The organism is Streptomyces sp. A0592, from assembly GCF_004795115.1.
Lineage (GTDB): Bacteria > Actinomycetota > Actinomycetes > Streptomycetales > Streptomycetaceae > Streptomyces > Streptomyces erythrochromogenes.
Genome location: NZ_SSBM01000023.1, coordinates 92,061 through 114,904, shown reverse-complemented (window position 1 = coordinate 114,904; position 22,844 = coordinate 92,061). Strand labels below are relative to the sequence as shown.

General features: G+C 73.2%; 17 protein-coding genes. 9 read left to right on the top strand and 8 right to left on the bottom strand.

The genetic code is table 11. From position 1 onward, the window contains the following. The first annotated feature begins 28 nt into the window (after positions 1-28). The 3 genes from E6U81_RS27525 to E6U81_RS27515 all read left to right on the top strand — a co-directional run bounded on the left by E6U81_RS27525 (position 29) and on the right by E6U81_RS27515 (position 9,277). Complete coding sequence (locus E6U81_RS27525) at positions 29-2,875, top strand: DEAD/DEAH box helicase (protein ID WP_136232763.1); 2,847 nt, start codon at positions 29-31, stop codon at positions 2,873-2,875. Further along, positions 2,872-4,095: an SWIM zinc finger family protein gene (locus tag E6U81_RS27520; protein ID WP_136232762.1), complete on the top strand. Its 1,224-nt coding sequence runs from the start codon at positions 2,872-2,874 to the stop codon at positions 4,093-4,095. Before E6U81_RS27525 ends, E6U81_RS27520 begins: the two co-directional genes overlap by 4 nt. 301 nt (positions 4,096-4,396) lie before the next feature. Continuing rightward, on the top strand, positions 4,397-9,277 hold the full coding sequence (locus tag E6U81_RS27515) for a DUF3320 domain-containing protein (RefSeq protein WP_240804045.1): 4,881 nt from the start codon (positions 4,397-4,399) through the stop codon (positions 9,275-9,277). Here the strand turns inward: E6U81_RS27515 and E6U81_RS27510 are convergent. Then, the gene (locus E6U81_RS27510; protein WP_136232760.1) at positions 9,240-9,806 is read right to left on the bottom strand and encodes a hypothetical protein; all 567 of its coding nucleotides are present in this window, start codon (positions 9,804-9,806) and stop codon (positions 9,240-9,242) included. The genes E6U81_RS27515 and E6U81_RS27510 overlap by 38 nt on opposite strands. 149 nt (positions 9,807-9,955) lie before the next feature. Between E6U81_RS27510 and E6U81_RS27505 the strand changes: the two genes are divergently transcribed. Then, the gene (locus tag E6U81_RS27505; protein WP_346766174.1) at positions 9,956-10,621 is read left to right on the top strand and encodes a chaplin; all 666 of its coding nucleotides are present in this window, start codon (positions 9,956-9,958) and stop codon (positions 10,619-10,621) included. On the opposite strand, the gene E6U81_RS27500 is transcribed toward E6U81_RS27505, so the two are convergent. Beyond that, positions 10,614-11,282 carry a DUF2293 domain-containing protein gene (locus tag E6U81_RS27500; protein WP_136232758.1) on the bottom strand — a complete coding sequence of 223 codons (669 nt, stop codon included), beginning with the start codon at positions 11,280-11,282 and terminating at the stop codon, positions 10,614-10,616. The two genes, E6U81_RS27505 and E6U81_RS27500, sit on opposite strands and share 8 nt — an antisense overlap. Positions 11,283-11,430: 148 nt before the next feature. Here E6U81_RS27500 and E6U81_RS27495 point away from each other — a divergent pair, with 148 nt between their 5' ends. Further along, the gene (locus E6U81_RS27495) at positions 11,431-11,829 is read left to right on the top strand and encodes a cupin domain-containing protein (RefSeq protein WP_136232757.1); all 399 of its coding nucleotides are present in this window, start codon (positions 11,431-11,433) and stop codon (positions 11,827-11,829) included. Between the two features lie 27 nt (positions 11,830-11,856). Here E6U81_RS27495 and E6U81_RS27490 read toward each other — a convergent pair whose 3' ends face one another. Next, positions 11,857-13,311 (bottom strand): WGR domain-containing protein, encoded by a 1,455-nt coding sequence (locus tag E6U81_RS27490; protein ID WP_136232756.1) that lies wholly within the window; start codon positions 13,309-13,311, stop codon positions 11,857-11,859. 92 nt (positions 13,312-13,403) lie between these two features. Between E6U81_RS27490 and E6U81_RS27485 the strand changes: the two genes are divergently transcribed. Next, positions 13,404-14,051, top strand: coding sequence for a uridine kinase (locus E6U81_RS27485; protein WP_136232755.1), 648 nt, complete (start codon positions 13,404-13,406; stop codon positions 14,049-14,051). A gap of 166 nt (positions 14,052-14,217) precedes the next feature. Here the strand turns inward: E6U81_RS27485 and E6U81_RS27480 are convergent, their stop codons facing one another. Both E6U81_RS27480 and E6U81_RS27475 read right to left on the bottom strand, forming a co-directional pair. Further along, positions 14,218-15,123, bottom strand: a complete 906-nt coding sequence (locus E6U81_RS27480) for a PfkB family carbohydrate kinase (RefSeq protein ID WP_136232754.1) — start codon at positions 15,121-15,123, stop codon at positions 14,218-14,220. Continuing rightward, entirely contained in the window at positions 15,120-16,064 is a 945-nt protein-coding gene (locus E6U81_RS27475; RefSeq protein WP_136232753.1) for a pseudouridine-5'-phosphate glycosidase, read from the bottom strand. The genes E6U81_RS27480 and E6U81_RS27475 overlap by 4 nt, the downstream gene beginning before the upstream one ends. A gap of 83 nt (positions 16,065-16,147) precedes the next feature. On the opposite strand from E6U81_RS27475, the gene E6U81_RS27470 reads away from it, so the two are divergent. Beyond that, a complete protein-coding gene (locus tag E6U81_RS27470) occupies positions 16,148-16,936 on the top strand; it encodes a class I SAM-dependent methyltransferase (protein WP_136232752.1) in 789 nt (262 codons plus the stop codon). A gap of 66 nt (positions 16,937-17,002) precedes the next feature. Further along, the gene (locus tag E6U81_RS27465; protein WP_136232751.1) at positions 17,003-17,389 is read left to right on the top strand and encodes a cupin domain-containing protein; all 387 of its coding nucleotides are present in this window, start codon (positions 17,003-17,005) and stop codon (positions 17,387-17,389) included. Here the strand turns inward: E6U81_RS27465 and E6U81_RS27460 are convergent. From E6U81_RS27460 to E6U81_RS27450, 3 genes are all read right to left on the bottom strand, one after another. Further along, complete coding sequence (locus tag E6U81_RS27460) at positions 17,379-18,674, bottom strand: MFS transporter (RefSeq protein ID WP_206310028.1); 1,296 nt, start codon at positions 18,672-18,674, stop codon at positions 17,379-17,381. The two genes, E6U81_RS27465 and E6U81_RS27460, sit on opposite strands and share 11 nt — an antisense overlap. A 166-nt stretch (positions 18,675-18,840) precedes the next feature. Then, positions 18,841-19,404 (bottom strand): methylated-DNA--[protein]-cysteine S-methyltransferase, encoded by a 564-nt coding sequence (locus E6U81_RS27455; RefSeq protein ID WP_136232749.1) that lies wholly within the window; start codon positions 19,402-19,404, stop codon positions 18,841-18,843. 64 nt (positions 19,405-19,468) lie between these two features. Beyond that, positions 19,469-20,371: a glycerophosphodiester phosphodiesterase family protein gene (locus tag E6U81_RS27450; protein WP_136232748.1), complete on the bottom strand. Its 903-nt coding sequence runs from the start codon at positions 20,369-20,371 to the stop codon at positions 19,469-19,471. Positions 20,372-20,605: 234 nt separating this feature from the next. On the opposite strand from E6U81_RS27450, the gene uvrB reads away from it, so the two are divergent. Next, positions 20,606-22,780 carry an excinuclease ABC subunit UvrB gene (uvrB, locus tag E6U81_RS27445; RefSeq protein WP_136232747.1) on the top strand — a complete coding sequence of 725 codons (2,175 nt, stop codon included), beginning with the start codon at positions 20,606-20,608 and terminating at the stop codon, positions 22,778-22,780. The last annotated feature ends 64 nt before the right edge of the window (positions 22,781-22,844 follow it).

The following is a 22,844-nucleotide window of genomic DNA, read 5'->3' as shown; positions in this document are numbered from 1 at the left end:
AGGACATCGTGAGGGAGGGGGGAACACCATGACAACGCAGCCGCAGCCGCAGCCGCAGCCGCACGCCTCCGCCTTGCTGCGCCATGCCGCCGTCTTCCTGCCCGCGGCCGTCCCCCGGGAGGGCCGGGTGGCCTTCTGGTCGCCCGCCGGGGACCCCCTGCCCGAGGCGGGCACAGCGGGTCCGCTGACCGTCGTACGGCCGCACGGCACCGGGGTCCGCAGCCGGACCGTGCCCGCGGTGACCTTCTCCGTCGCCGCCGCCCTGCCCCTGCTCGCGCCGGCCCCCCGCAGCCCCGCCGCGCACCCCGCCACCCGTGCCTGGGGCACCGCCGCCACGCAGGCCCTCACCCTGGCCGCCCGCGGCCGGCTGCTCCCCGGGCTCACCGCCGAGGGCGTCGACGCCTGGCGCGCGGGCCCGCTCGACGCCGCCGACATCGCCCACCTCAGGGCGATCGCCGCCGCGCTGCCCCACGAGGGGTACGCGACGCCCCTCGCCGGGCGCCGTCCCCTCCAGCTGCCCCAACCGGAGGCGCTGGTCCGCGCGTTCCTCGACGCCGTCGCCGACAGCCTGCCCCGCACCCCGGCGGCGGCCGTCGCCGCCGGGCGGCCGTTCGCCGCCCGGGAACCGCAGCGGGTGCCCGGGATACAGGAGTGGGCCGCGCAGGTCGCGGCCGGATCCGACACCGGAGTCGGGCTGTCGCTCCGGCTCGACCTGTCCTCCTTCCGCCTCTTCGACGAGGCCGAGGGCGAGGAGAGCCGGCGCGCCGGGGCCGCCGTCGTCCAGGTCCACAGCCTCGCCGACCCGACGCTGGTCACCGATGCCGGGCAGCTGTGGGCCGGCACCGCGGGCGCCGGCTTCGGCCCCCGCGCCCGCATCGACGCCGTGCTCGCGCTGCGCCGGGCCGCGCGGGTCTGGCCGCCGCTGCTGCGGCTGCTGGACCAGGCCGTGCCCGACGCACTGGCCCTGTCCGACCCGGAGCTGGAAGACCTGCTGGGGGTCGCCGCGAACCGCCTGGCGGCCGCCGGGGTCGTCGTCCACTGGCCGCGGGAGCTGGCCCGTACGCTGTCCGCGACCGCCGTCGTACGGTCCACCGCGCCCGGGTCCGCCACCGACGGGACCGCCTTCTTCGACGCGGAACACCTCTTTGCCTTCTCCTGGGAACTGGCCCTCGGCGGCGACCGGCTCACCCCGGGCGAGATGGACGCGCTCGCGCAGGCCCACCGGCCCGTCGTACGGCTGCGGGACCAGTGGGTGCGGGTCGACCCGGAGCTGGTGCGCAAGGCGCGCAAGCGCGAACTGGGCCTGCTGGACCCGGTGGACGCGCTGGCCGCCGCGCTGTCGGGGACCACGGAGGTCGGCGGCGAGCAGGTCGAGGCGGTGCCCGTGGGAGCGCTGGCCGCGCTCCGCGACCGGCTGACGGGGGAACTGGCGCCGCTGCCGCAGCCCGCCGCGCTCAAGGCCACCCTGCGCGACTACCAGGCGCGCGGCCTGGCCTGGCTGGACCTGATGACCTCGCTGGGCCTCGGGGGCTGCCTCGCCGACGACATGGGCCTGGGCAAGACCGTCACCCTCATCGCGCTGCACCTGCACCGGGACCGCCGCGAGCCGACGCTCGTCGTGTGCCCGGCCTCCCTCCTGGGCAACTGGCAGCGGGAGATCGAGAAGTTCGCCCCCGGTACCCGCGTGCGCCGCTTCCACGGCGGCGGACGCAGTGCCGACGACCTGACGTCCTGCGAGGGCGGGTTCGTGCTCACCACCTACGGGACGATGCGCGCCAGCGCCGCCCAGCTGGCCGAGCAGCGCTGGGGCATGGTCGTCGCCGACGAGGCGCAGCACGTCAAGAACCCCCACTCGGCGACCGCGAAGGCCCTGCGCACGATCCCGGCGCCGGCCCGGGTGGCGCTGACCGGCACTCCGGTGGAGAACAACCTCTCCGAGCTGTGGGCGCTGCTCGACTGGACCACGCCGGGCCTGCTGGGGCCACTGACCGCCTTCCGGGCCCGCCACGCCCGCCCGGTGGAGCACCAGCAGGAGGAGGACGGCGGCAACGAGGCCGCGGTGGCCCGCCTGTCCGCGCTGGTACGGCCGTTCCTGCTGCGGCGCAAGAAGTCCGACCCCGGTATCGCGCCCGAGCTGCCGCCGAAGACGGAGACCGACCATCCGGTGTCCCTCACCCGCGAGCAGGTGTCCCTCTACCAGGCCGCGGTGGACGAGGCGATGGCCGTGATCGGGTCCAGCGAGGGCATCGAGAGACGCGGCATGATCATGAAGCTGCTGGCCTCGCTCAAGCAGATCTGCAACCACCCCGCGCAGTACCTGAAGGAGGAGCACCCGCGGCTGCCGCACCGCTCGGGCAAGCTCGCCCTGCTGGACGAGCTGCTGGACACGATCGTCGCCGAGGGCGGTTCGGTGCTGGTCTTCACCCAGTACGTGACGATGGCCCGGCTCATCGAGCGGCACCTGTCGGCCCGCGGGATCGCCTCCCAGCTCCTGCACGGCGGCACCCCGGTCGCCCGCCGCGAGGAACTCGTGGACCGCTTCCAGGCCGGCGAGGTCCCCGTCTTCCTGCTGTCCCTCAAGGCCGCCGGCACCGGCCTGAACCTCACCCGCGCCGGACACGTCGTCCACTTCGACCGCTGGTGGAACCCGGCCGTCGAGGAACAGGCCACCGACCGCGCCTACCGCATCGGCCAGACCCAGCCCGTACAAGTCCACCGCATCATCGCCGAGGGCACCGTCGAAGACCGCATCGCCGAGATGCTGGAGGCGAAGCGGGCCCTGGCCGAGGCCGTCCTCGGGTCGGGCGAGGCGGCGCTGACCGAGCTGACCGACCGCGAGCTCGCCGACCTGGTCTCCCTGCGGAGGCCCGCATGATCACCGCGCGGGACGACCGCCGCCGCACCTTCGAGACCGTGCCCGCCGGGGCGGAGGCGGTGAGCTGGTGGGGCCGGGCCTGGGTGGCCGCGCTGGAGGGGGCCTCCGGCGACCCGGCCCGCCTGGCCCGGGGCCGTACCTATGCCGAGTCCGGGCACGTCGACGCGGTGACCGTCACCCCCGGCCGGATCGTCGCGTACGTCCGGGGCAGCAGGCCCCGCCCGTACCGCACCGAGCTGACCCTGCCCGCCTTCGCGGACCCGGAGTGGAGCGAGCTGCTGGAGGAGGTCGCGGCCGACCCGGCGGCGCTGGGCGCCCTCCTGGAGCGCGAGGTCCCGCAGTCGCTGGCGGGGACCGTCCTGCCCGGGGCGGGCGAGCTCGTCCCGCACTGCTCCTGCCCGGACTTCGGGCGTCCGCCGTGCAAGCACGCCGCCGCCCTCTGCTACCGCGCGGCCCGCCTCCTCGACGAGGACCCCTTCGTCCTGCTGCTCCTGCGCGGCCGCGGCGAGCGGGAGCTCCTGGAGGACCTCACCCGCCGCAATGCCGCCCACGCCGCACGCGAAAAGCCCCCTACGGCGCCGGACTTCCCCGCAGTCGCGGCCCGGGAGGCCCTCGTCCGCACCGTGCTGCCGCCGCTGCCCGCGCCGCTCGCCCCGCCCGCCGCGGCCGGCCTCCCGCCCGCCTACCCGGCCGACCCGGCGGCACCGGACCCGCTGGCCCTCGACCAGCTCGCCTCCGACGCGGCCGCCCGCGCCCTCGCCCTGCTCACCACCGGCGAGGACCCGATCGCCGGGCTCTCCCTCTGGCAGGACGCCGTACGGCTGGCCTCCGCGGAACCCACGGCCGGCCTGACGGGTGCGGCCCGCACCCTCTACCGGGACCTGGCCCGCGCCACCGGGCGCACCACCACCGACCTCGCACGCGCCGCGGCGGCCTGGCGCCAGGGCGGCCGCCCCGCCCTCGCCGCCCTCGAAGAGCCCTGGGATCCGCCGGCCGGCCCCTTCGACCGGGCCCGCCCCGCGCTCCTCGCCGCGTCGCAGGGCGCCTTCCGCCCGGAGCGCAACCGCCTGACGGCCCGCACCCGCCAGCTCCGGCTCGGCCGCGACGCCCTCTGGTACGCCTACGAGTCCCGCCCGGACGACGACGACTGGTGGCCCACGGGCCGCCCCTCCCCGGACCCGGTCGCCGCTCTCACCCGGCGCGCAGACTCATCAGGGTGACCTGGTCCCCTGTCTGCCGTTCGAGGTGGTCGAGCAGTTGGGTGAACAGCTCGGCGAGCTGCCGGACCGCAGCGGGCTCCGGGCGGCCGCCGTTCTGCCCTCCTGCGGGCGTGCGGGTCGGTCGTCCTGATCCGTGAGATCTGGGCGTCCCGCCTGGCGGTGTGTGATTGGGTGATCCGGAACGTGATGCGGACCGGCCCGTTCTGCCTGGTCGTGTCGATTTCTGCCCCGGAGGTACCCCCATATGCACGGCCGAACGGCGCATGCCGATCCTTCTGACGCAAGTGCCGACCCGGGTCTGATGCGTTTGAGGGCCGTGCTGGGCGGTTGGCGCGAGTCGCTCATCGACATGGGCGGCCGCAACAGGCTGCTGAACTTCCGCCACACCAGGTCCTCCACCCTGGAGATCACCTCACCCGGTGCCGGCAGCCTGCTGGAACAGCTGGCCCGAGGCTGGGACTTCGCGCCCGTCGAAGAGGCCGAGGAAGAGCAGTCCGGCGTCAGCCTGGACAAGGCGCCGCGTGGGGTGGACCCCGCTCGGGCGGCCAACGGGATCCTCACGCAGAAGCAGACCCAGCAGGCCCTCGACAGTGCCCTGCGGCAGCTGCGGCAGAAGTCGAACCAGACCTTCAACGACTTCGGCCTGTGGGTGCTCTGGGTTGGCGTCGGCATGCTCGACTGGTGCGAGGAGGGAGCCCATGAGAGCAGCTCGGCGCCCCTCGTACTGGTCCCGGTCCAGCTCGTTCGCGACCGGACGGGCAGGATCCGACTGCAGGAGGCCGAGGAGCAGGACGCACTGCACAATCCGGCGCTCGCGGTGAAGCTCGCCCAGCTCGGCGTCGACTGGACGCCCGTCGCCGACACCGACTGCCTCGACGCGGCCGCCGTACTGGCGCGGGCCCGGGCGGCTGCCGCGGGCCAGGTGGGCTGGGTGGTCCGAGACAGCGTCGTCCTGGCCATGTTCGCCGCCCACAAGGAGGCCATGTACCAGGACCTCAAGGAGAACGAGGCGGCGATCCTCGCCAGCCCCCTCATCCGGGCGATCGGGCTGGGACCGGACGCGGGTCTCCCGGACGACGTGATCGGATTCGAGCCGCCCGCGATCGAGCGTATCGACGAGGTCCAGGTGCCCGAGCGGACCCCGCTGGTCCTGGACGCCGACGCCTCGCAGCGCCAGTGCATCGCAGCCGCCTTGGCGAACCGGTCGTTCGTGATGAGCGGCCCGCCCGGTACCGGAAAGAGCCAGACGATCACGAACATGATCGCGGCCCTGATGCACTCCGGCCGCAGCGTCCTGTTCGTCAGTGAGAAGGCCGCGGCGCTGGACGTCGTGCGCAACCGACTGACGGACGTCGGTCTCGGGGACTTCGTCCTGGCCCTGCACAGCAGCGACACCAGCAAGAAGGCCGTCGCCCAGGAGCTGGACCGTGCGCTGACGACGGAAGTACGGGCCTCCGGGGCCGCCCAGCACGAGCTCGATGAGGCCCGGAAGCTGCGCGAGGAACTGTCCGCCTACGCAGCGGCGATGAACGAGGAACGGCAGCCACTCGGCCGCACGCTGCACGACGTACTCGGCCGGCTCGCCCTGCTCGGCCGGAGAGAGGTTCCGCAGCTGACGCTCACCTCCGGGGCCGCAGCCGTCACCGACACGCTCAGCGCCGCCGCACTGCACGAGGTGCTCACGGCCGCCCGCTCGGTCGCCCGGTCCTGGCGGCCCGTCGCGGAAGGCGACTCCTTCGCCTGGTGGGGGCTGCGTGACCCCGAAGCCATGGGCGGAGGATCGGCGACCACGGCGCTCGCCGACGCAGTCGACGCCTTGCAGTCGCTCCGGGCTGCCGCGGAACGCAGGCCCCTGGCGGCCGACACGCCCCTTCCGAGAAACGTCCGCGACCTGCGTCGGATCGCGGACGACCTCCGTGCGGGATTGCCCGTACGCACCGCAGCTCCGACGAGCGCGCCGTTCGAGGACCACTCACCCGCCATCGCGCAGCTCGCCGAGGGCTTCGGCCTGGGCAAACCACTGGACATCGTGTCCGTGCTCGCGCTGTTCGAGCTCGTCGATCTGGAGGATGCCGGGAATCGGCCCCCGGCGCACTGGTTCGACATCGGGCACTTGCGTCAGGCGCAGGCCGCGGCTGAGCAGCTCAAGGAGGCTTTCGGCGAGGAGAACGCGGCGCGCGGCGCGGCGCAGGACGTGTTCGGGCCGCAGGTTCTGAACCACGGGTCCCTCACCGATCTCGTGCGCCGGTTCGCCGAGGACCACCATGGGATCACTGCCCGCTTCAAGGGTCAGTACCGTGCTGACCGGGAGGCGGTGACCGCCCTCACCGTGACCGGGGCCTGGGACAAGCACCTGCCGGGCAGACTGGCGCAAGCACTCACCTGGCAGCAGGCCCATACCCGGGTGCTGCGGCTGACCGAGGAGCACCGGGCGCTACTGGGCCCCTACGTGCCCGGCGGCGTCGACGGATTCGCGGCGCTCGACGAGGCCCTGGCCAACGCTGCCCGGATCGCGGAGCTCACCGCGGAAAGCAATGAGCCCGGCGCCGTGGCCGACCGGCTCGCCCATGGTGCGGACCGGGACCACGGTTACGCCGGGCTGCAGGTCCAGGCCGTCCGCGGTTCTCTCGCCGACTGGTGCGATGCCGTGGACCTGCGGGTCGCGCGATGGACCGAGACCTCGTCGCGGCTCGCCTCGATGTTCGAGGACGCGCGTCGGCTGAAGCTGTTGCCGGCCATCGGCGGCACGCTGGAGGAGGCCGAGCGTGCTCTGACGGTCCTGGCAGCGGATCCGTCGGGCCCCGGGGAATGGCAGACCTACCGCAGCGCACTCTCGGTGCTGACGGGCCGCGGGCTCGACGACCTCGTCTCCCGGGCCGCGGAGCGGGGCATCGGCGCAGAGTCCTTCCCGGAGGTCGTGGAGCGCGCCTTGTTGCAGCTCTGGGCCGACACGCTGCTCGCCGCCGACGGAAGATTGCGTACGGGGCGTTCCGCGGAGCTCGACGCCCGGGTACGGAGCTTCCGCGAGGCCGACCGGATGCTGGTGGATGCGGCGAGCGGCGCCGTCATCGAGTCGTGCAACAGTCGTAAGCCCAAGGCCTTTGGCGCGGGTGGAGCCTCGCTGATTCGCCGCGAGGCGGAGAAGAAGACCCGGCACATGGCCGTACGGGAGCTCCTCGGCAAGGCGCGAGAGGTGGTCCAGGCGGTCAAGCCCTGCTTCATGATGAACCCGCTCTCGGTGAGCCAGTACCTTCCGGCGGACTACCGCTTCGACGTAGTGATCTTCGATGAGGCTTCGCAGGTCAGACCTGGTGACGCGGTCAACTGTGTCTACCGGGGCCGTTCCTTGGTCGTCGCAGGCGACGAGAAGCAGCTCCCGCCCACGTCGTTCTTCGACTCGGCCGTCGGGGACGAGAGCGATGAGTACGACGAAGAAGTGCCCGACGCCTTCGAGTCGCTGCTGCATGCGTGCAAAGCGGGAGCGATGCGTGAGCTGCCGCTGCGCTGGCACTACCGGAGCCGCCACGAGGACCTCATCACCTTCAGCAACCGCTCCTTCTACGGCAACGGCATGGTGACCTTCCCGGGGGCGGTGGAGCGCGGCCCCGACATCGGGGTGGGGTTCTTCAAGGCGGACGGTTGCTACGACAAGGGGCGCCGCCGGGACAATCGGGGTGAGGCGGAGGCCGTGGCGCAGCGCGTGCTGCACCACTTCGACACCAGGCCGGGCCGCAGCCTCGGCGTGGTGGCGCTGTCGCAGGCCCAGGCGACCGCGATCGACGAATGCGTACAGCAGGCCCGACTGGCCCGCCCGGACCTGGACCACTGCTTCACCGAAGACCGTCTCGACGGGTTCTTCGTGAAGAACCTGGAGTCGGTCCAGGGCGACGAGCGGGACGTCATGATCATGTCGCTCGGTTACGGACCGGACGAGCGGGGCGTCCTGGGGCTCAACTTCGGTCCCATCAACAGGGAAGGCGGATGGCGACGCCTCAACGTCGCCGTCACCCGAGCTCGGTTCCGCGTGGAGGTGGTCGCCTCGTTCCACGGATCCCAGCTCAAGGACGGCACCAACGAGAGCGTGCAGCACCTCAAGCGCTACCTCGAATACGCGGAGAACGGACCTGCGGTCCTTGCCAGGGACACCATGGTGGCGGACGCCGAGCCGGACAGCCCGTTCGAGGAGTCGGTGCTCGCCGTACTGCGCGACTGGGGCTACGAGGTGCAGCCGCAGGTGGGCGTCGCGGGCTACCGGGTCGACCTCGGCATTCGGCACCCCGCGGCACAGGGCTCGTTCGCGCTCGGCATCGAATGCGACGGGGCGATGTACCACTCGTCGCGCGCGGCCCGCGACCGTGACCGGCTGCGTCAGCAGGTCCTGGAAGGTCTCGGCTGGACCTTGCACCGAATTTGGGGCACGGACTGGTACCGCAACCGTCCGGAGGCGGAGCGCCGGCTGAAGGAGGCCGTGGAGGCGGCGGTGGCCACCGACCCCTTCGCGAGGCCGGAGGCGGTACGGCTGTCCGATGGCGGCGCGGTGACCAGGCATGTGGCGCCCGCCGAGACTCGGATCCCGACACCCCGTCCCGAACCGGAGCGGGTTCTCCTGGTGGACCGTGCGCCGGTGCGCGACTGGAGCACGCGGTACGTCCTCGCGGAGGTCGCCGTCGACACCTGGGCGGTACCGGAATTCCATACCCCGGAGGCGCGTCCCGTACTGCGAAGGCTGCTGGCGCAGATCATCGAGGCCGAGGGGCCGGTCCATCAGGACCTCTTGGTCCAGCGCGCGCGGGAGGCCTGGGGGCTCGGCAAGTCGGGCAGGCGGATGGTGGAGAACGCCCAGTACGTGGTGGACGCCCTGGTGCGTGCCGGTGTCGCGGAATGCGAGAGCGGCTTCGTCGACGTCGCCGGTCGGCGCCTGCGGGGTGTCCGCACACCACTGGACGACCAGCCCCGCAGGATCGCCCACGTTTCGCCGGCCGAGCGGCAGCTGGCCATGCGGGAGCTGACCTTGGAGTGCCCTGGGATGAGCACAGAGGAACTGCTGCAGCAGACCCGGGAGCTCTTCGGGTGGAAGCGCATGGGGTCCGACATCCGGAGCGCGCTCGAAGCGGACGTCAGGGACCTCCTCGCCCGGGGCGGGCTCACAGGGACGCCGGACCGGCTGGTCGCCACTCGCTGAGACCCTCCGCCCAGCGGGTCAGGGCGGTGAAGTCGCGGTCCCGCAGGCCGTGGCGGGGGTGGATGCGCAGCAGGAGGGCCGGGGCCGGGTGGTGGGCGGCGACCCAGGCCCGGTCCTGCGGGGTGATCATGTCGTCGACCCAGGCGAAGGGCCGGCCGGCCGCCCAGTCCCTCAGGTGGCGGGTCTTCCAGGAGAGGCCGTCGGGGTCCTCGGCGAACAGTTCGGGCCATTCGACGACGGACAGGTCGCCGGGGAGCCCGATGTGCGGGGAGATCAGGGTGTTGGCCTGGTGCGTCCAGGCGGTGGCCCAGGTGATCTCGAAGGGCAGGGCCAGCAGCCGGGCGCCGTGGGACGGGTGGAGGCGGACCCGCGCGCCGCGCCGGGCCCTGCGGGTCTCCGGGTCGCGGTAGGAGAGCCAGACGTCCGGCCACATGCGGTGGCTCCGGTACCCGCGCAGTCCGGCGGAGAGGGAACGGAAGGGGTTGAGCGGGCCGTCCACGTCGAGGAGCAGCAGTGGGCGATCAGTCATGAAGTACCCAGTACCCAGTACACGATTGAGTGAAATCCCTACCACCTCTATAACCCGTACGGGTTTGGGGGCGTTGTTTCCGGTGCGGGGCTGGGCCCCGAAATCCACCGGAAGGCAGGAAAGTGATGCGTCACAGTCGTCGAAGTGGCTTGATCGCGGCGGTCGTTGCAGGCGGCGGCCTGGCCGTCGCGGGTGTGAGCGGGCTCGCCCACGCCGACGCGGACGCCGGCGGCAAGGCCGAGCGATCGCCGGGTCTGCTGTCCGGGAACCTGGTGCAGCTGCCGGTGAACGTGCCGGTGAACCTCTGCGGGAACACGGTGAACGTCGTCGGCGTGCTGAACCCCGCGGCCGGGAACCGCTGTGCGAACGACTCGCGGGGAGGCGGCGGGTCGCCCACGTCGCAGCAGGGCGGCGGGAACGGCGGGGGAGCCGTGGCAGAGGGGCGCGGAAAGGATTCTCCAGGCGTATTGTCAGGCAATGGGATCCAGCTCCCCGTCGACCTCCCGCTGAACGTCAGCGGCAATTCCGTCAACGTGGTCGGCATCGGCAACCCCGCGCACGGCAACACGTCCGTCAACGTGGAGAAGCCGACCCCCGGCAAGCCCGTCCAGCCTCCCGTCGTCGAGAAGCCGGTCACCCCCGTCAAGCCGGTCACTCCCGCCACGCCGGTCGTCCCGGTCACCGAGGCCACGCCGCCGCGGCACACCGAGGCCCTCGCCCACACCGGGGCCGACGGCGCCGGGTACCTGCTGCCCGCGGGCGGAGGCCTGCTGCTCGGCGGTGTCCTCCTCTACCGCCGCTTCCGGCTCAACTAGCCGCGCTCCGCGGGGCGGCGCGCCATCCGTCCAGGATGGCGTCGATCCGCGGAGCCAGCCGGGCGCGGGCCGCGAAGCGGGGGACACCCGCCATCAGCAGGGCGTCGTATTCGGTGTCGGTGTGCCGCACCGCCGCCCGCACCGCCACCGAGACCGCCGCTTCGTCCAGGGCCCGCCCCGCTGCGGTGCGGCCCACCCGGCCGCTGCCGCGCACCGAGGCATGGGTGGCGATCGCCACGGCCCGGTCGGCCGGGCAGCCGGGGAACAGCCGGACGATCTCGGCGGCGAAGGCCGCCGTGAAGCGGACGTCCTCCGCCGCACGGCGCAGCCGGTCGCGCTCCCGGCGGCGCGCCCGCGCCTCGGAGTCCGCGAGACAGGCGCGTTCCGCGCCGGCCAGGGCGGCGTCCTCGACGAGGAGCCCGAGGCGCTCGTACCGGCGGCGGCGCCTGTGGAAGCGGACCACGACGGCGGAGAGCGAACTGGCCTCGCGTGAGCGGCGGGTGAGCGCGGCATCGCCACGCGGAAGGTAGACGAGGTGCCCCAGATCCGCACAGTCCAGGCACCGGGGCACACCGGCCTCGCGGACCAGGTGCCGGAGGGGACCCTGCCGGCACTCCGCGCAGTGGATCTGCTTCGCAGACTCGAACACGACCAGGCTCATACAGGTGTGATACCGCCCTGTGCCCCTCATATCACCTGGTGAAGAAGGGAGGTTGAGGTTTCGCCGACTCTTCCGGGATCGGCCTGATCCCTCCTACGGTGGGCCCTGGACCGCTGACCACGGGGGTCGGTCCACGGAGGAGGAACACATGGGCGCACGGCGGACGACGACGGCACGGCCGCCGGTGATCGGCTTCGGCATGAGCACCGGAAAGGCATGCGTCACCACGATCCCGGCGGGCCATGAGATCGTCATCCCGCCGGGCGGCTGCACCGGCTGGCACTACCACCGGATGCGGCTCGAAGCCGTCGTCCTGGCGGGCACCCTGACGCGGGTCCTGCACGACCTCACCGTCGAGGTGCACCGGCCCGGAACCGCCTTCGTGGAACCCGCGGGCACAGGCCACATACACCTGGGCCACAACCTCGGCACCGAGCCGGTCGTGCTCCACGTGACCCCCCGGCTGCCCGAGGGAACCGCCTTCTCCATACCCACGCCGGCCCCCTCCGGTGCCACACCGGAGGTCTGCCGGCAGCACCCCCACTGAGCCGCCGCCCGAGCGGGCCGGCCGCGCTCACACCAGTCGGCGGATCTCCCCGCGGACGCGGTAGAAGCCCCCGGACGCAGCGTGCAGGTCGTCGACCACGTACCGGGCGCCGACCTCCCTGATCCCGCGCGGGAACTGCACGTTCCAGGAGGACTCGAAGCCGCTCGACACCACCTGCACCCGCATCCGGCCGCCCTGCTGGACGCACTCGACCACCACGCCGACCGCCGGGTCCGAGGCCACCGCGGCCATCGAGACCGTCGCCACCGCCGAGGCCGACGCGGCCGGGGTGAACACCGGCAGCGCGGCCGCGGACTTCACGTCCATCGGCGCGGGCACCGACCCCTGCTGGGCCGCCGCGATCGCCTGCTCGCTCGCGTCCACGCAGACCAGGGAGCCGTCCGTGGTGACGAGGTAGAGCCGCCCGTCCAGGTACTGCATCGACAGCGCCGATCCGCCGCCGGTCCCCAGCTTCCACAGCCGGTTCCCGTCCGCGTCGAAGCAGTAGACCGAGGAGGAGGAGTCGCCCGCGAAGACGTGGCGGCCGTCCGGCGAGGTCGCGCACGAATACACCGCCGCGTCGCACCGGTAGGTGGCCTCCGTCGCCCCCGAGGCCTTCGACAGCCGCTGCACGGTGTTGCGGACCGTGCCCGCGTACACCGAGTGCTCCTCCTGCCAGCCGAACAGGACGCCGCCCGGGGTGGCGCTGTGCCACAACTGGCCCGTGCCGTCGGCCGCGTAGGCCGTCACGCCGGCGCTGTGCCCGTGGTAGACCGCCCGCTCGTCGGCCCGGACCATCCACGCGCCGGTACCCGAGGACTTCCGCGACCACTGGTGCTCGTCCTCGTGGTCGATGACGGTCAGGCCGCCGTTCGCGTCGGAGACGTTCAGCACGCCCTCGTGGATGTCCAGCCAGTAGATGTCCACGTCCGCCGCGATGGCGTAGGCGCCGAAGGGGACCTTCGACGACAGGTCGTACACCGTGCCGTCGTCGCAGCCCGCGTAGATCCAGAACTCGTCCGCCACCAGGCACTTCACCCCGTCCGGCAGCGAATAGCGGGCCAGCACCTCACCGCCGTGGCTCAGCGTGTACACGTCGCCTGCCTGGTTGCCGACCCAGCAGCGGTCCTCGTCGACGTGGATCCCGAAGGCCGCGGAGCCGGTACGGAAACGCCACAGCACCGGGGCGACGGCACGCGCCGTCGAGGGCGCCGACGTCACCTGGCGGCGCGTCACCGCCCGGGCGGCGCGCTGTCCCTGCACGGCCGGGGCGTACCCCTTGCGGACCTTCTCGCCGATCTTCTTGGCGGCGGCCGCGCGGGCCTTCTCGGTCGTCGGGAACGAGGAGCTCTGCAACTGGCCGGGCGCGCCGATGCGTCCGTAGCGCACGGAGACCGCCGTGCCGTCCACGGTCACCTCGTAGAACTTGTGCGCCCCGCCGCCGTCCTGCGACAGCTCCAGATACGTCGTCTCCCGAGCCATGACAGACCCCTCCCCGAAAGCCGGGCCACCGGCGCCCTTTCCGCGGTGATCCCTCGTGGGAAAAGCTAGGGCCGACCACTGACAATGGGCCGGTGCAGTGGGAAGCGATCACATGGCAGCGGATGGCCGAGCGGCTCGCCGGCCACCTCGACGACCCCGGCAACGCCCCCGGGCCGGACAGCCGGCAGCGCGTGGGCATCGACGGAGCGCCCGCGGCGGACACCGGCACCCTCGCCGGGCGGCTCGCGGAGGAGCTGCGGCTGCGCGGACGCCCCGTCCTGGTGGTGCCGACCGACGGGTTCCTGCGGCCCGCCTCCCTCCGCTTCGAGTTCGGCCGGCAGGACGTGGACGCGTACCTGGACGGCTGGTACGACACGGCCGCGCTGTGGCGGGAGGTGTTCGGGCCGACGGATCCCGGCGGGACGGGCCGGGTGCTGCCGGACCTGTGGGACCCGGTGACCGACCGGGCGACCCGCAGCCCCTACGTCGAACTCCCGGCCGGCGGTGTGCTGCTGGTGCACGGGCCGCTGCTGCTGGGGCGGTGGTTCCCCTTCGACCTGAGCGTCCACGTGCGGCTGTCGCCGGGGGCGCTGGCGCGGCGGACCGAGGAGTCGCAGCGGTGGACGGGGGCGGCGTTCGCGCGGTACGAGGCCGAGGCGGATCCGGCGTCCGCCGCCGACGTGGTGGTGCGGGCCGATGACCCCAGGCACCCCGCCTGGACGGGGATCCGGGGGCGGTGACCCTGCCGGTCCCGCCGCGCGGAGCCTCTCTCCTCCCAGCCCCGCCCCTTGCGCCGTCTCCCGGGCGCCGCCCCGGCCCGCGCCCCCAACGCGGGCGGGGGCTGGTTCGGGCGCTGCCCGGGCCCAGGTCCGAAGCGGCGAGTGAGGGGGGCTCGGCGGCGCGGGCCTACGGGCGGCCGCCCGGGCGGGTTATGGCTCGTGCGGCCGCGCGGCAGCCCGCGCGGGCCGATTCCGGCGGGTCCGCGCCTTCCAGGCGGGCCGCCAGGAAGGCGCCCGTGAAGGCGTCGCCGGCTCCCGTGGAGTCCACCACCGCCTCGGCCGGGTCCGCGGCCGCCACCTCGGCCGTGATCCGGCCCCGCTCGGCGACCAGCGCCCCCGCCGGGCCCAGGGTCACCACCACCAGCGGCACCCGCCGGCTCAGCGCCGTCGCCGCCCGGGCCACGCCGGCCCCCTCCGGCAGCCCGGCCAGCAGCCGGGCCTCGTCCTCGTTCGGCAGCAGCACCCCCGCGCCCGCCACGGCGTCCAGGAAGCGCTGCGGGCCCAGTGCCGCCAGGAACCCCGCCGACGCGGGGTCCACGCTCACCGGCACCCCCCGGGTCCGTGCCGCCCGCAGCGCGACCGCGGCCAGTTCCCGGCTGCTGTCGGCGAAGAACAGATAACCCGACAGGTGGAGGTGCGCCGCCCCGTCCAGCAGGGACGGGGCCCAGTCGGCCGGGCACAGCCGCAGCGAGGCCCCGCTGTCGGTCAGGAAGGTCCGCTCCGCGTCCTTGCCGACCAGGGCCACCACCGTCCCGGTCGGCTCCTCCTGGTCGACCACCAGCCGAGGCCGCACCCCCGCGTCCACCAGGGCCCGCTCGTGCCACCGCGCCGATTCCGTGCCCACCCGCGCGAGGAGGCGTACCTCCGCGCTCCCCGTACGGGCGGCCCAGCACGCCGCGTTGGCCCCCGCACCGCCCGGCAGGGTGCGGATGCGGGCCGCGGTGTCGGTGGCCGGAGTCAGCGGCTCCGGATGTATGGCCACCACATCCGTCACCACGTCGCCGACGACGAGCAGCGCCCCCGCGGCGGTCATGCCCGCGCCACCCAGGCCCCGGCGATGCGGGCACCGAGCCGCACGTTCCCGCGTACCGCCGCGAGGTTCGCCTCCAGCGAGGCCCCGTCCGTCGCCCGTACGAGGAACCCCAGCAGGAACGGGGTGACCGCCTGGCCCGTGATCCCCTGCTCGCGGCAGGCGGCGAGGGCCTCGGCCAGGACCCGGTCGTGCAGCTCAGGGTCCAGCTGTTCGCCGGCCGCCACCGGATTGGCCACCAGCAGCGCCGACTCCGTCCCGCCCAGCGCGTCCTGAGCGGCCATCACCGCCGCCACCTCCTCGGGCCGGTGCACGGTCCAGTCCACCGGCTCACCCGAATCGGCCAGGTAGAACCCGGGGAACCGGTCCGTGCCGTACCCGAGCACGCCCACCCCCAGCGTCTCCAGCCGCTGCAGCGTCGCCGGCACGTCCAGGATCGACTTCACGCCCGCGCACACCACCGTGATCCGGGTCCGCGCCAGCAGGGAGAGGTCCGCCGACTCGTCCTGCGTCTGCGCCCATTCGCGGTGCACGCCCCCCAGCCCGCCCGTAGCGAAGACCCGCAGTCCCGCCCTGGCCGCGAGGAAGGCCGTCGCGGACACCGTCGTCGCCCCGGTCGCTCCCGTCGCCAGCGCGGGCGCCAGGTCCCGGTGGCCGAGCTTGCGCACGCCGTCACCGGCCGCGATCCGCTCCAGCTGGATCTTGTCGAGGCCCGCGCGGGCCACGCCGTCGACGACCGCGACCGTCGCCGGAACCGCACCCTCCGCGCGGACCAGTTCCTCCAGTTCGAGGCCCACCTCCAGGTTGCGGGGGCGGGGCAGGCCGTGCGCGATGATCGTCGACTCCAGGGCCACCACGGGCCTGCCCTGCGCGAGCGCCTCGCGTACCTCTTCCGACAGGACCGGTCCACCGGGCAGGGATGCAGTTGCTCTGTGCTGTGACATGTCCCCATCCATGGCACGGGACCGGCGCCTCCAAACGCACTCCTGCCACACCCGTCACAAAGCTGTCCGAGTAGCGTTCCTCCATGGACACGCGTCGCTTCTACGACGGGCTCGCCGACCGCTACGACCTCATCTACGCGGACTGGGAGGCGTCCGTCACCCGGCAGGGCCGGGCCCTCGACGCCCTGCTCACCTCGGCGCTGGGCCCGGGACCGCACACGGTGCTCGACAACGCCTGCGGCATCGGCACACAGTCCCTCGGCCTGTCCGCACGGGGCCACCGGGTCACCGGGACCGACCTGAGCCCCCTCTCCGCGGCCCGCGCGGCGGGCGAGGCCGCCCGCCGCGGACTCGACCTGCCCGTCGCCGCGGCCGACATGCGGGCCCTGCCCTTCGCGGACGCCTCCTTCGACGCCGTGGTCTGCGCCGACAACGCGCTGCCCCACCTGCTGACCGCACCGGACGTGCGCGCCGCCCTGGCCGAAACCCTGCGGGTCCTGCGGCCGGGCGGACTGCTCCTGCTGTCCACCCGCCCCTACGCCGACCTGCTCCGGGCCCGGCCGCAGAGCGAGGCCCCGCACGTCCACACCGGCCCGGACGGGCAGCGGACGATCACCTTCCAGCTGTGGCACTGGCACGCCGACGCGGAGCGCTACGACCTGGAGCTGTTCCAGCTGCTTCCGGCCGGCGACACCTGGACGCCCCGGACCTCGCGCGCCACGTACTGGGCGCTCACGCAGGAGCGGACCGCGGAGTTCGCCCGGGAGGCGGGCCTGCGCGAGACCGCCTGGCACGCACCGGCCGACACCGGGTTCCACCAGCCGGTCCTCACCGCCCGGCGGCCCGGTCCCACTGGACAGGGTGACGCGTAGGCCGGTCCGCCGCTGGACGCTGTGGTCACCGCGCCGTGCGGACGGGCCGCACTAGGCTGGCGCGCCATGAGCACCAGTGATCACTCCGCCGCACCCGCGCCCTCACCCTCACCCGCCTCCTTCGCCGTCGATGTGGCGGACGTGGAGTTGGAGCCCGACGACCTCGACCCCGCACAGATCGTCTCCGGCGATCCGGTCGTCACCGGCAAGGTCCTGTGGGAGTCGGCCGACGGCCGTCAGGTGCGCGGGATCTGGCAGATCACGCCGGGCGTGGTCACCGACACCGAGGCGAACGAGCTGTTCGTGGTGGTCAGCGGACGCGCCACCGTCGAGGTCGAGGGCGGCGGGACCCTGGAGGTGGGACCCGGCTCCGCCTGCGTCCTGCGGGAGGGCGACAAGACCGTCTGGACCGTCCACGAGACGCTCCGCAAGGCCTACCACATCAGCTACTGACCTCCTTGGAGCCCGCGGGGTGGCGGCGCGCGGTGAACAGCGCGAGCGCCGCCATCGGCAGCAGCAGCGAGGCCCCGACGGCGTTGAGCCAGCCGTAGCTCGCCTGGGACATGATCACGCCGGCGGCGGCCCCGCCCACGCCCGCGGCCGTGTTCATCGTGAGGTCGCTCAGGCCCTGTACGGCGGCCCGCGCGGGCTGCGGCACCGAGTCGGTCAGCAGCGCCGAGCCGGAGACCATCCCGGCGGACCAGCCGAGGCCGAGCAGGAAGAGGCCGAGGGCGCTCTGGCCGTGGCTGGGCCCGGCCGTCCCGGCGAGCAGCGCGGCGACGGAGAGCAGTCCCGCGGCGAGGCCGATCACGGAGAGCCGTCCGAGCCGATCCGCGAGCCAGCCCATGAGCGGGGAGAAGGCGAACATCCCGGCGATGTGACCGCTGATCACCAGCCCGACGAGTTCCAGACCTGCGCCGTGGTGGCCCAGGTCCATCGGAGTCATGACCATGATCGAGACCATGGTGGTGTGGGAGACGGCGACGGTGAGCAGGGCGAGGCGGGCCCGCGGCGAGGCCTTCACGGCGGCGATCCCGGCGCGGATCGAGCGGCCCTCGCGGGTCTGCTCCTCGGGTGCGGCCAGCGCCCGGGCCGTCAGCAGCGGGTCCGGGCGCAGGAGTACGGCGATCAGCGCGCCGGTCAGCACGAAGACGACGGCGGCCCACACGAAGGGGCCGGCCGTCTCGGGTATGGAGGTCCCCGCGAAGCTGCGGCTCGCCGGGGCGGACAGGTTGGGGCCGAGCACCGCGCCGAGGGTGGACGCCCACACGACGACCGAGATGGCCCGGGCCCGGTGGTCCGGGGCGGCGAGGTCCGCGGCGGCGAACCGGGCCTGGAGGTTGGCGGAGGAGGCGGCGCCGAAGGCGGCCATGCCGAGCAGCAGCAGCGGGAAGCTCTTGATCGTGGCGGCGAGCACCACGAGGCCCGCCCCGACGGCGCCGATCCCGTACGCCAGGACCAGCCCGGGGCGCCGGCCGCGCGCGGTCATCAGCGCGGCCAGCGGCAGCGAGACCAGGGCGGTGCCGATCACCGAGGCGGTCGAGGCGAAGCCGGACAGCGCCTCGGTGCCGCTGACCTCGGTGGCGAGGACGGGGGCCAGGGCGATGCTGATGGGCACGCCGAGGCCGCCGAGTATCTGGCCGGCGATGAGTACCCGGGAGGTGCGCTTCTGGAGCCGCGCCGGGTCCGGGAGTCCGAGTGGCGGGGCGGGCCGGTCCGTGCCGGGCGAGGCGGTCACGCCGTACACCGCCCTCGCGGGTGCGCGGCACGGGGTGCGGGGGTCGCGGCGGGGCCGGGTGCGGCGGCAGCAGTAGTCACCGCCGCAGTGTGCCACCCCTTACCGTCCGGCGGAACCGGGCCGTCACCGCGGGCCGGGCCCGCAGGGCACAGGCGTCGCACCGGGCTCAGAACAGGGGCTGCGGGAGCACCCCCTCCAGGGCGAGGAGCTGCCGCTTGGTCTCCACACCGCCGCCGAACCCCCCGATGCCGCCGTCGTTCTCCACGACCCGGTGGCAGGGCACCACCAGCGGCAGCGGGTTCGACCCCATGGCATTGCCCACGGCCTGGGCGGCGCCGGGCTGTCCGACGCGGGCCGCCAGCTCCCCGTAGCCGACGACCGATCCGTAGGACACGGAACGGTCCAGCTCCTGGAGCACCTGGCGGTTGAAGCCGGAGCTGAGGCGCCAGTCCAGCGGCAGGTCGAAGCGCCGCAGCGAACCGGCGAAGTACGCGGCGAGCTGGCGCACCGGCTCGGCCAGCAGCTCCTCCTCGCCCGGCGCGGTCCGCCGGGCGTCGGCGCCGAGCCGGGAGACCAGCGGGCCGACCATCCGGTCGAGCCGGTCCGGCCCGGCGTGGAACTCGACCCGGACCAGCCCCTCGGGGGTGGCGGCCAGGAGCAGGGGGCCGATGTCGCTGGCGACGACGGTCCATTCGAGGTGCGGCCCGCGGGGCCGCTCGGTGCTGTCCACGCCTCCACGGTACGGCTCGCCGCCGACAGGCCCCGGCCGCGCGGGCCCGTCACCGCGCGGGCGCTCAGAAGCCGCCGACCGCCTCCCGGACCACGTCCGGGGCGTTCGTGATGATCCCGTCCACGCCCATGTCCTGCACCTTCCGGGCGGTCGCGGCGTCGTCCACGATCCAGGTGTCCACCTCCATCGCCCTGCCGTGGGCCCCGAGCAGACCGTGCACGGCCGAGACCCAGTCGGCCGTGATGGTGGTGTGCCACGGGTTGATCCGGTCGGTGAACTCCGCGTACCGCGGCAGGTCCGCCACGGGCGGGGTGCCCAGGAAGGCCGTCACCAGGTCGGGGCGCAGCCCGTGCACGATGCGCACGGAGTCGGCGCTGAAGCTCTGCACCACCAGCCGCTGCGCGACGTGGCGCGCGTCGAGCCAGCCCGCCTCGCCCAGCACCTGCAGGGTCTGCTCCTCGATCCCCGGGTAGAGCTCCGGCTTCTTGATCTCCAGCAGCAGCCGCTGCCGGTTGCGCTGCACCCGGTCGAGGTACTGCCGCAGGGTCGGCACGGAGGCGCCCGCGTACTCCTCGCCGAACCAGCTGCCCGCGTCGAGCCGGGCGATCTCGGCCGCCGTGAAGTCCTTGACCTTCCAGGGCTTGCGGTCGGGGAAGAGCTGTTCGACGTCCGTGGTCCGGGCCAGGGTGTCGTCGTGGATCACCACCAGCTCGCCGTCCTTGGTGCGCTGCACGTCGTTCTCGACCCAGTCGAAGCCCAGCCGCATCGCCAGGTCGACCGCGGCGAGGGTGTTCTCCGGGGCGTACGCCGAGGCGCCCCGGTGGGCGTACACGACGGGACCTCCCAGGCCCAGCGGTCCGGGGGCGGATCCGGGACCGGTGGCGGCGTACGATGCCGTCCCGCCCAGCAGGGTGAGGGTGAAGCCAAGGAATGCGGCGGCGGCCGCGGCGGCGGGTCGGACGTACATGTGCGTTCTCCTCGGGTCGTGAGCCCTGTTCCTGCGTCAGACGGGTGCGGAGCGGCAGACGTTGTGGCGATGCACTTCACCGCGATCATGGGGTTGAAGATCACAGACCCGCCACCGAACTAGGACAAACGGACCAGAACGGATGACGGTGGTCCGCCCGGGCGCGGCCGCCCGGAGCGCGCCGGGGCCGGGCGGGGGGACGTGAGTGTCAGTGGGGGGTCGTACGGTGGAGTCATGCGGCCCGTATCGAAGATCGAACGCACGGTGGCGCCTTTCGAGGTCGTCAGCCCCTACCAGCCCAGCGGCGACCAGCCGGCGGCCATCGCCGAGCTGGAGAAGCGCGTCCGTGCAGGTGAGAAGGATGTCGTCCTGCTGGGTGCGACCGGCACCGGCAAGTCGGCCACCACCGCCTGGATGATCGAGAAGCTCCAGCGCCCCACCCTGGTCATGGCGCCGAACAAGACGCTGGCCGCCCAGCTGGCGAACGAGTTCCGCGAGCTCCTGCCGAACAACGCCGTCGAGTACTTCGTGTCGTATTACGACTACTACCAGCCCGAGGCCTACGTACCGCAGTCGGACACGTACATCGAGAAGGACTCCTCGATCAACGAGGAGGTGGAGCGGCTGCGCCACTCCGCCACCAACTCGCTGCTGACCCGGCGGGACGTGATCGTCGTCGCCTCCGTGTCCTGCATCTACGGCCTCGGCACCCCCCAGGAGTACGTCGACCGGATGGTCTCGCTCAAGGTGGGCGAGGAGATCGACCGGGACCAGCTGCTGCGCCGCTTCGTCGACATCCAGTACACGCGCAACGACGTCGCCTTCACCCGCGGCACCTTCCGGGTGCGCGGTGACACCATCGAGATCTTCCCGGTCTACGAGGAACTGGCCGTCCGCATCGAGATGTTCGGCGACGAGATCGAGGCCCTCTCCACCCTGCACCCGCTGACCGGCGAGGTCATCAGCGAGGACCGCGAGCTCTACGTCTTCCCCGCCAGCCACTACGTCGCCGGCCCCGAGCGCATGGAGAAGGCGATCGCCGGCATCGAGACCGAGCTGGCCGAGCGCCTCGCCGAGCTGGAGAAGCAGGGCAAGATGCTGGAGGCGCAGCGCCTGCGCATGCGCACCACCTACGACCTGGAGATGATGCGCCAGATCGGGTCCTGCTCCGGCATCGAGAACTACTCGCTGCACATGGACGACCGCGAGCGGGGATCGGCGCCCAACACCCTCATCGACTACTTCCCGGAGGACTTCCTCCTGGTCATCGACGAGTCGCACGTCACGGTCCCGCAGATCGGCGCCATGTACGAGGGCGACGCCTCCCGCAAGCGGACCCTGGTCGACCACGGCTTCCGGCTGCCCTCCGCACTGGACAACCGGCCGCTGAAGTGGGAGGAGTTCCAGGAGCGCATCGGCCAGACCGTCTACCTCTCGGCGACCCCCGGCAAGTACGAGCTCTCGCGCGGCGACGGCTTCGTCGAGCAGATCATCCGCCCCACCGGCCTCATCGACCCCGAGGTCGTGGTCAAACCCACCGAGGGCCAGATCGACGACCTGGTGCACGAGATCCGCAAGCGCGTGGAGAAGGACGAGCGGGTCCTGGTCACCACCCTCACCAAGAAGATGGCCGAGGACCTCACGGACTACTTCCTGGAGCTCGGCATCCAGGTCCGCTACCTGCACAGCGACGTCGACACCCTGCGCCGCATCGAGCTGCTGCGCGAGCTGCGGGCCGGCGAGTACGACGTCCTGGTCGGCATCAACCTGCTGCGCGAGGGCCTCGACCTGCCCGAGGTGTCCCTGGTGGCGATCCTCGACGCCGACAAGGAGGGCTTCCTGCGGTCGGGCACCTCCCTGATCCAGACCATCGGCCGCGCCGCGCGCAACGTGTCCGGCCAGGTCCACATGTACGCGGACAAGGTCACGCCGGGCATGGAGAAGGCGATCGAGGAGACCAACCGGCGCCGCGAGAAGCAGATCGCCTACAACACGGCGAACGGGATCGACCCGCAGCCGCTCCGCAAGAAGATCAACGACATCGTCGCCACCATCGCCCGCGAGGAGCTGGACACCGAGCAGCTCCTCGGCACCGGATACCGGCAGGGCAAGGAGGGCAAGGGCGCCAAGGCGCCGGTGCCGGCGCTCGGCGGTCTCGCGGCCCACGCCCCGGCGGGCGCCAAGGGTGGCAAGGGCGGCAAGGGGACGAAACCGGCCAAGGGCGCCAAGGGTGCCGAGGTGCTCACCGACCGCCCGGCCGCCGAACTGGCCTCGCTCATCGAGCAGATGACCGAACGCATGCGCGCCGCCGCGGCGGAGCTCCAGTTCGAGGTCGCGGCCCGGATCCGGGACGAGGTCGGCGAGCTGAAGAAGGAGCTTCGGCAGATGAAGGAAGCGGGCCTCGCCTGAGCCGGGGGCTGTCAGTAGGGTTGGGTCACAGCCGCAGGAACACGCTGCGCACCAGTCAACTGGG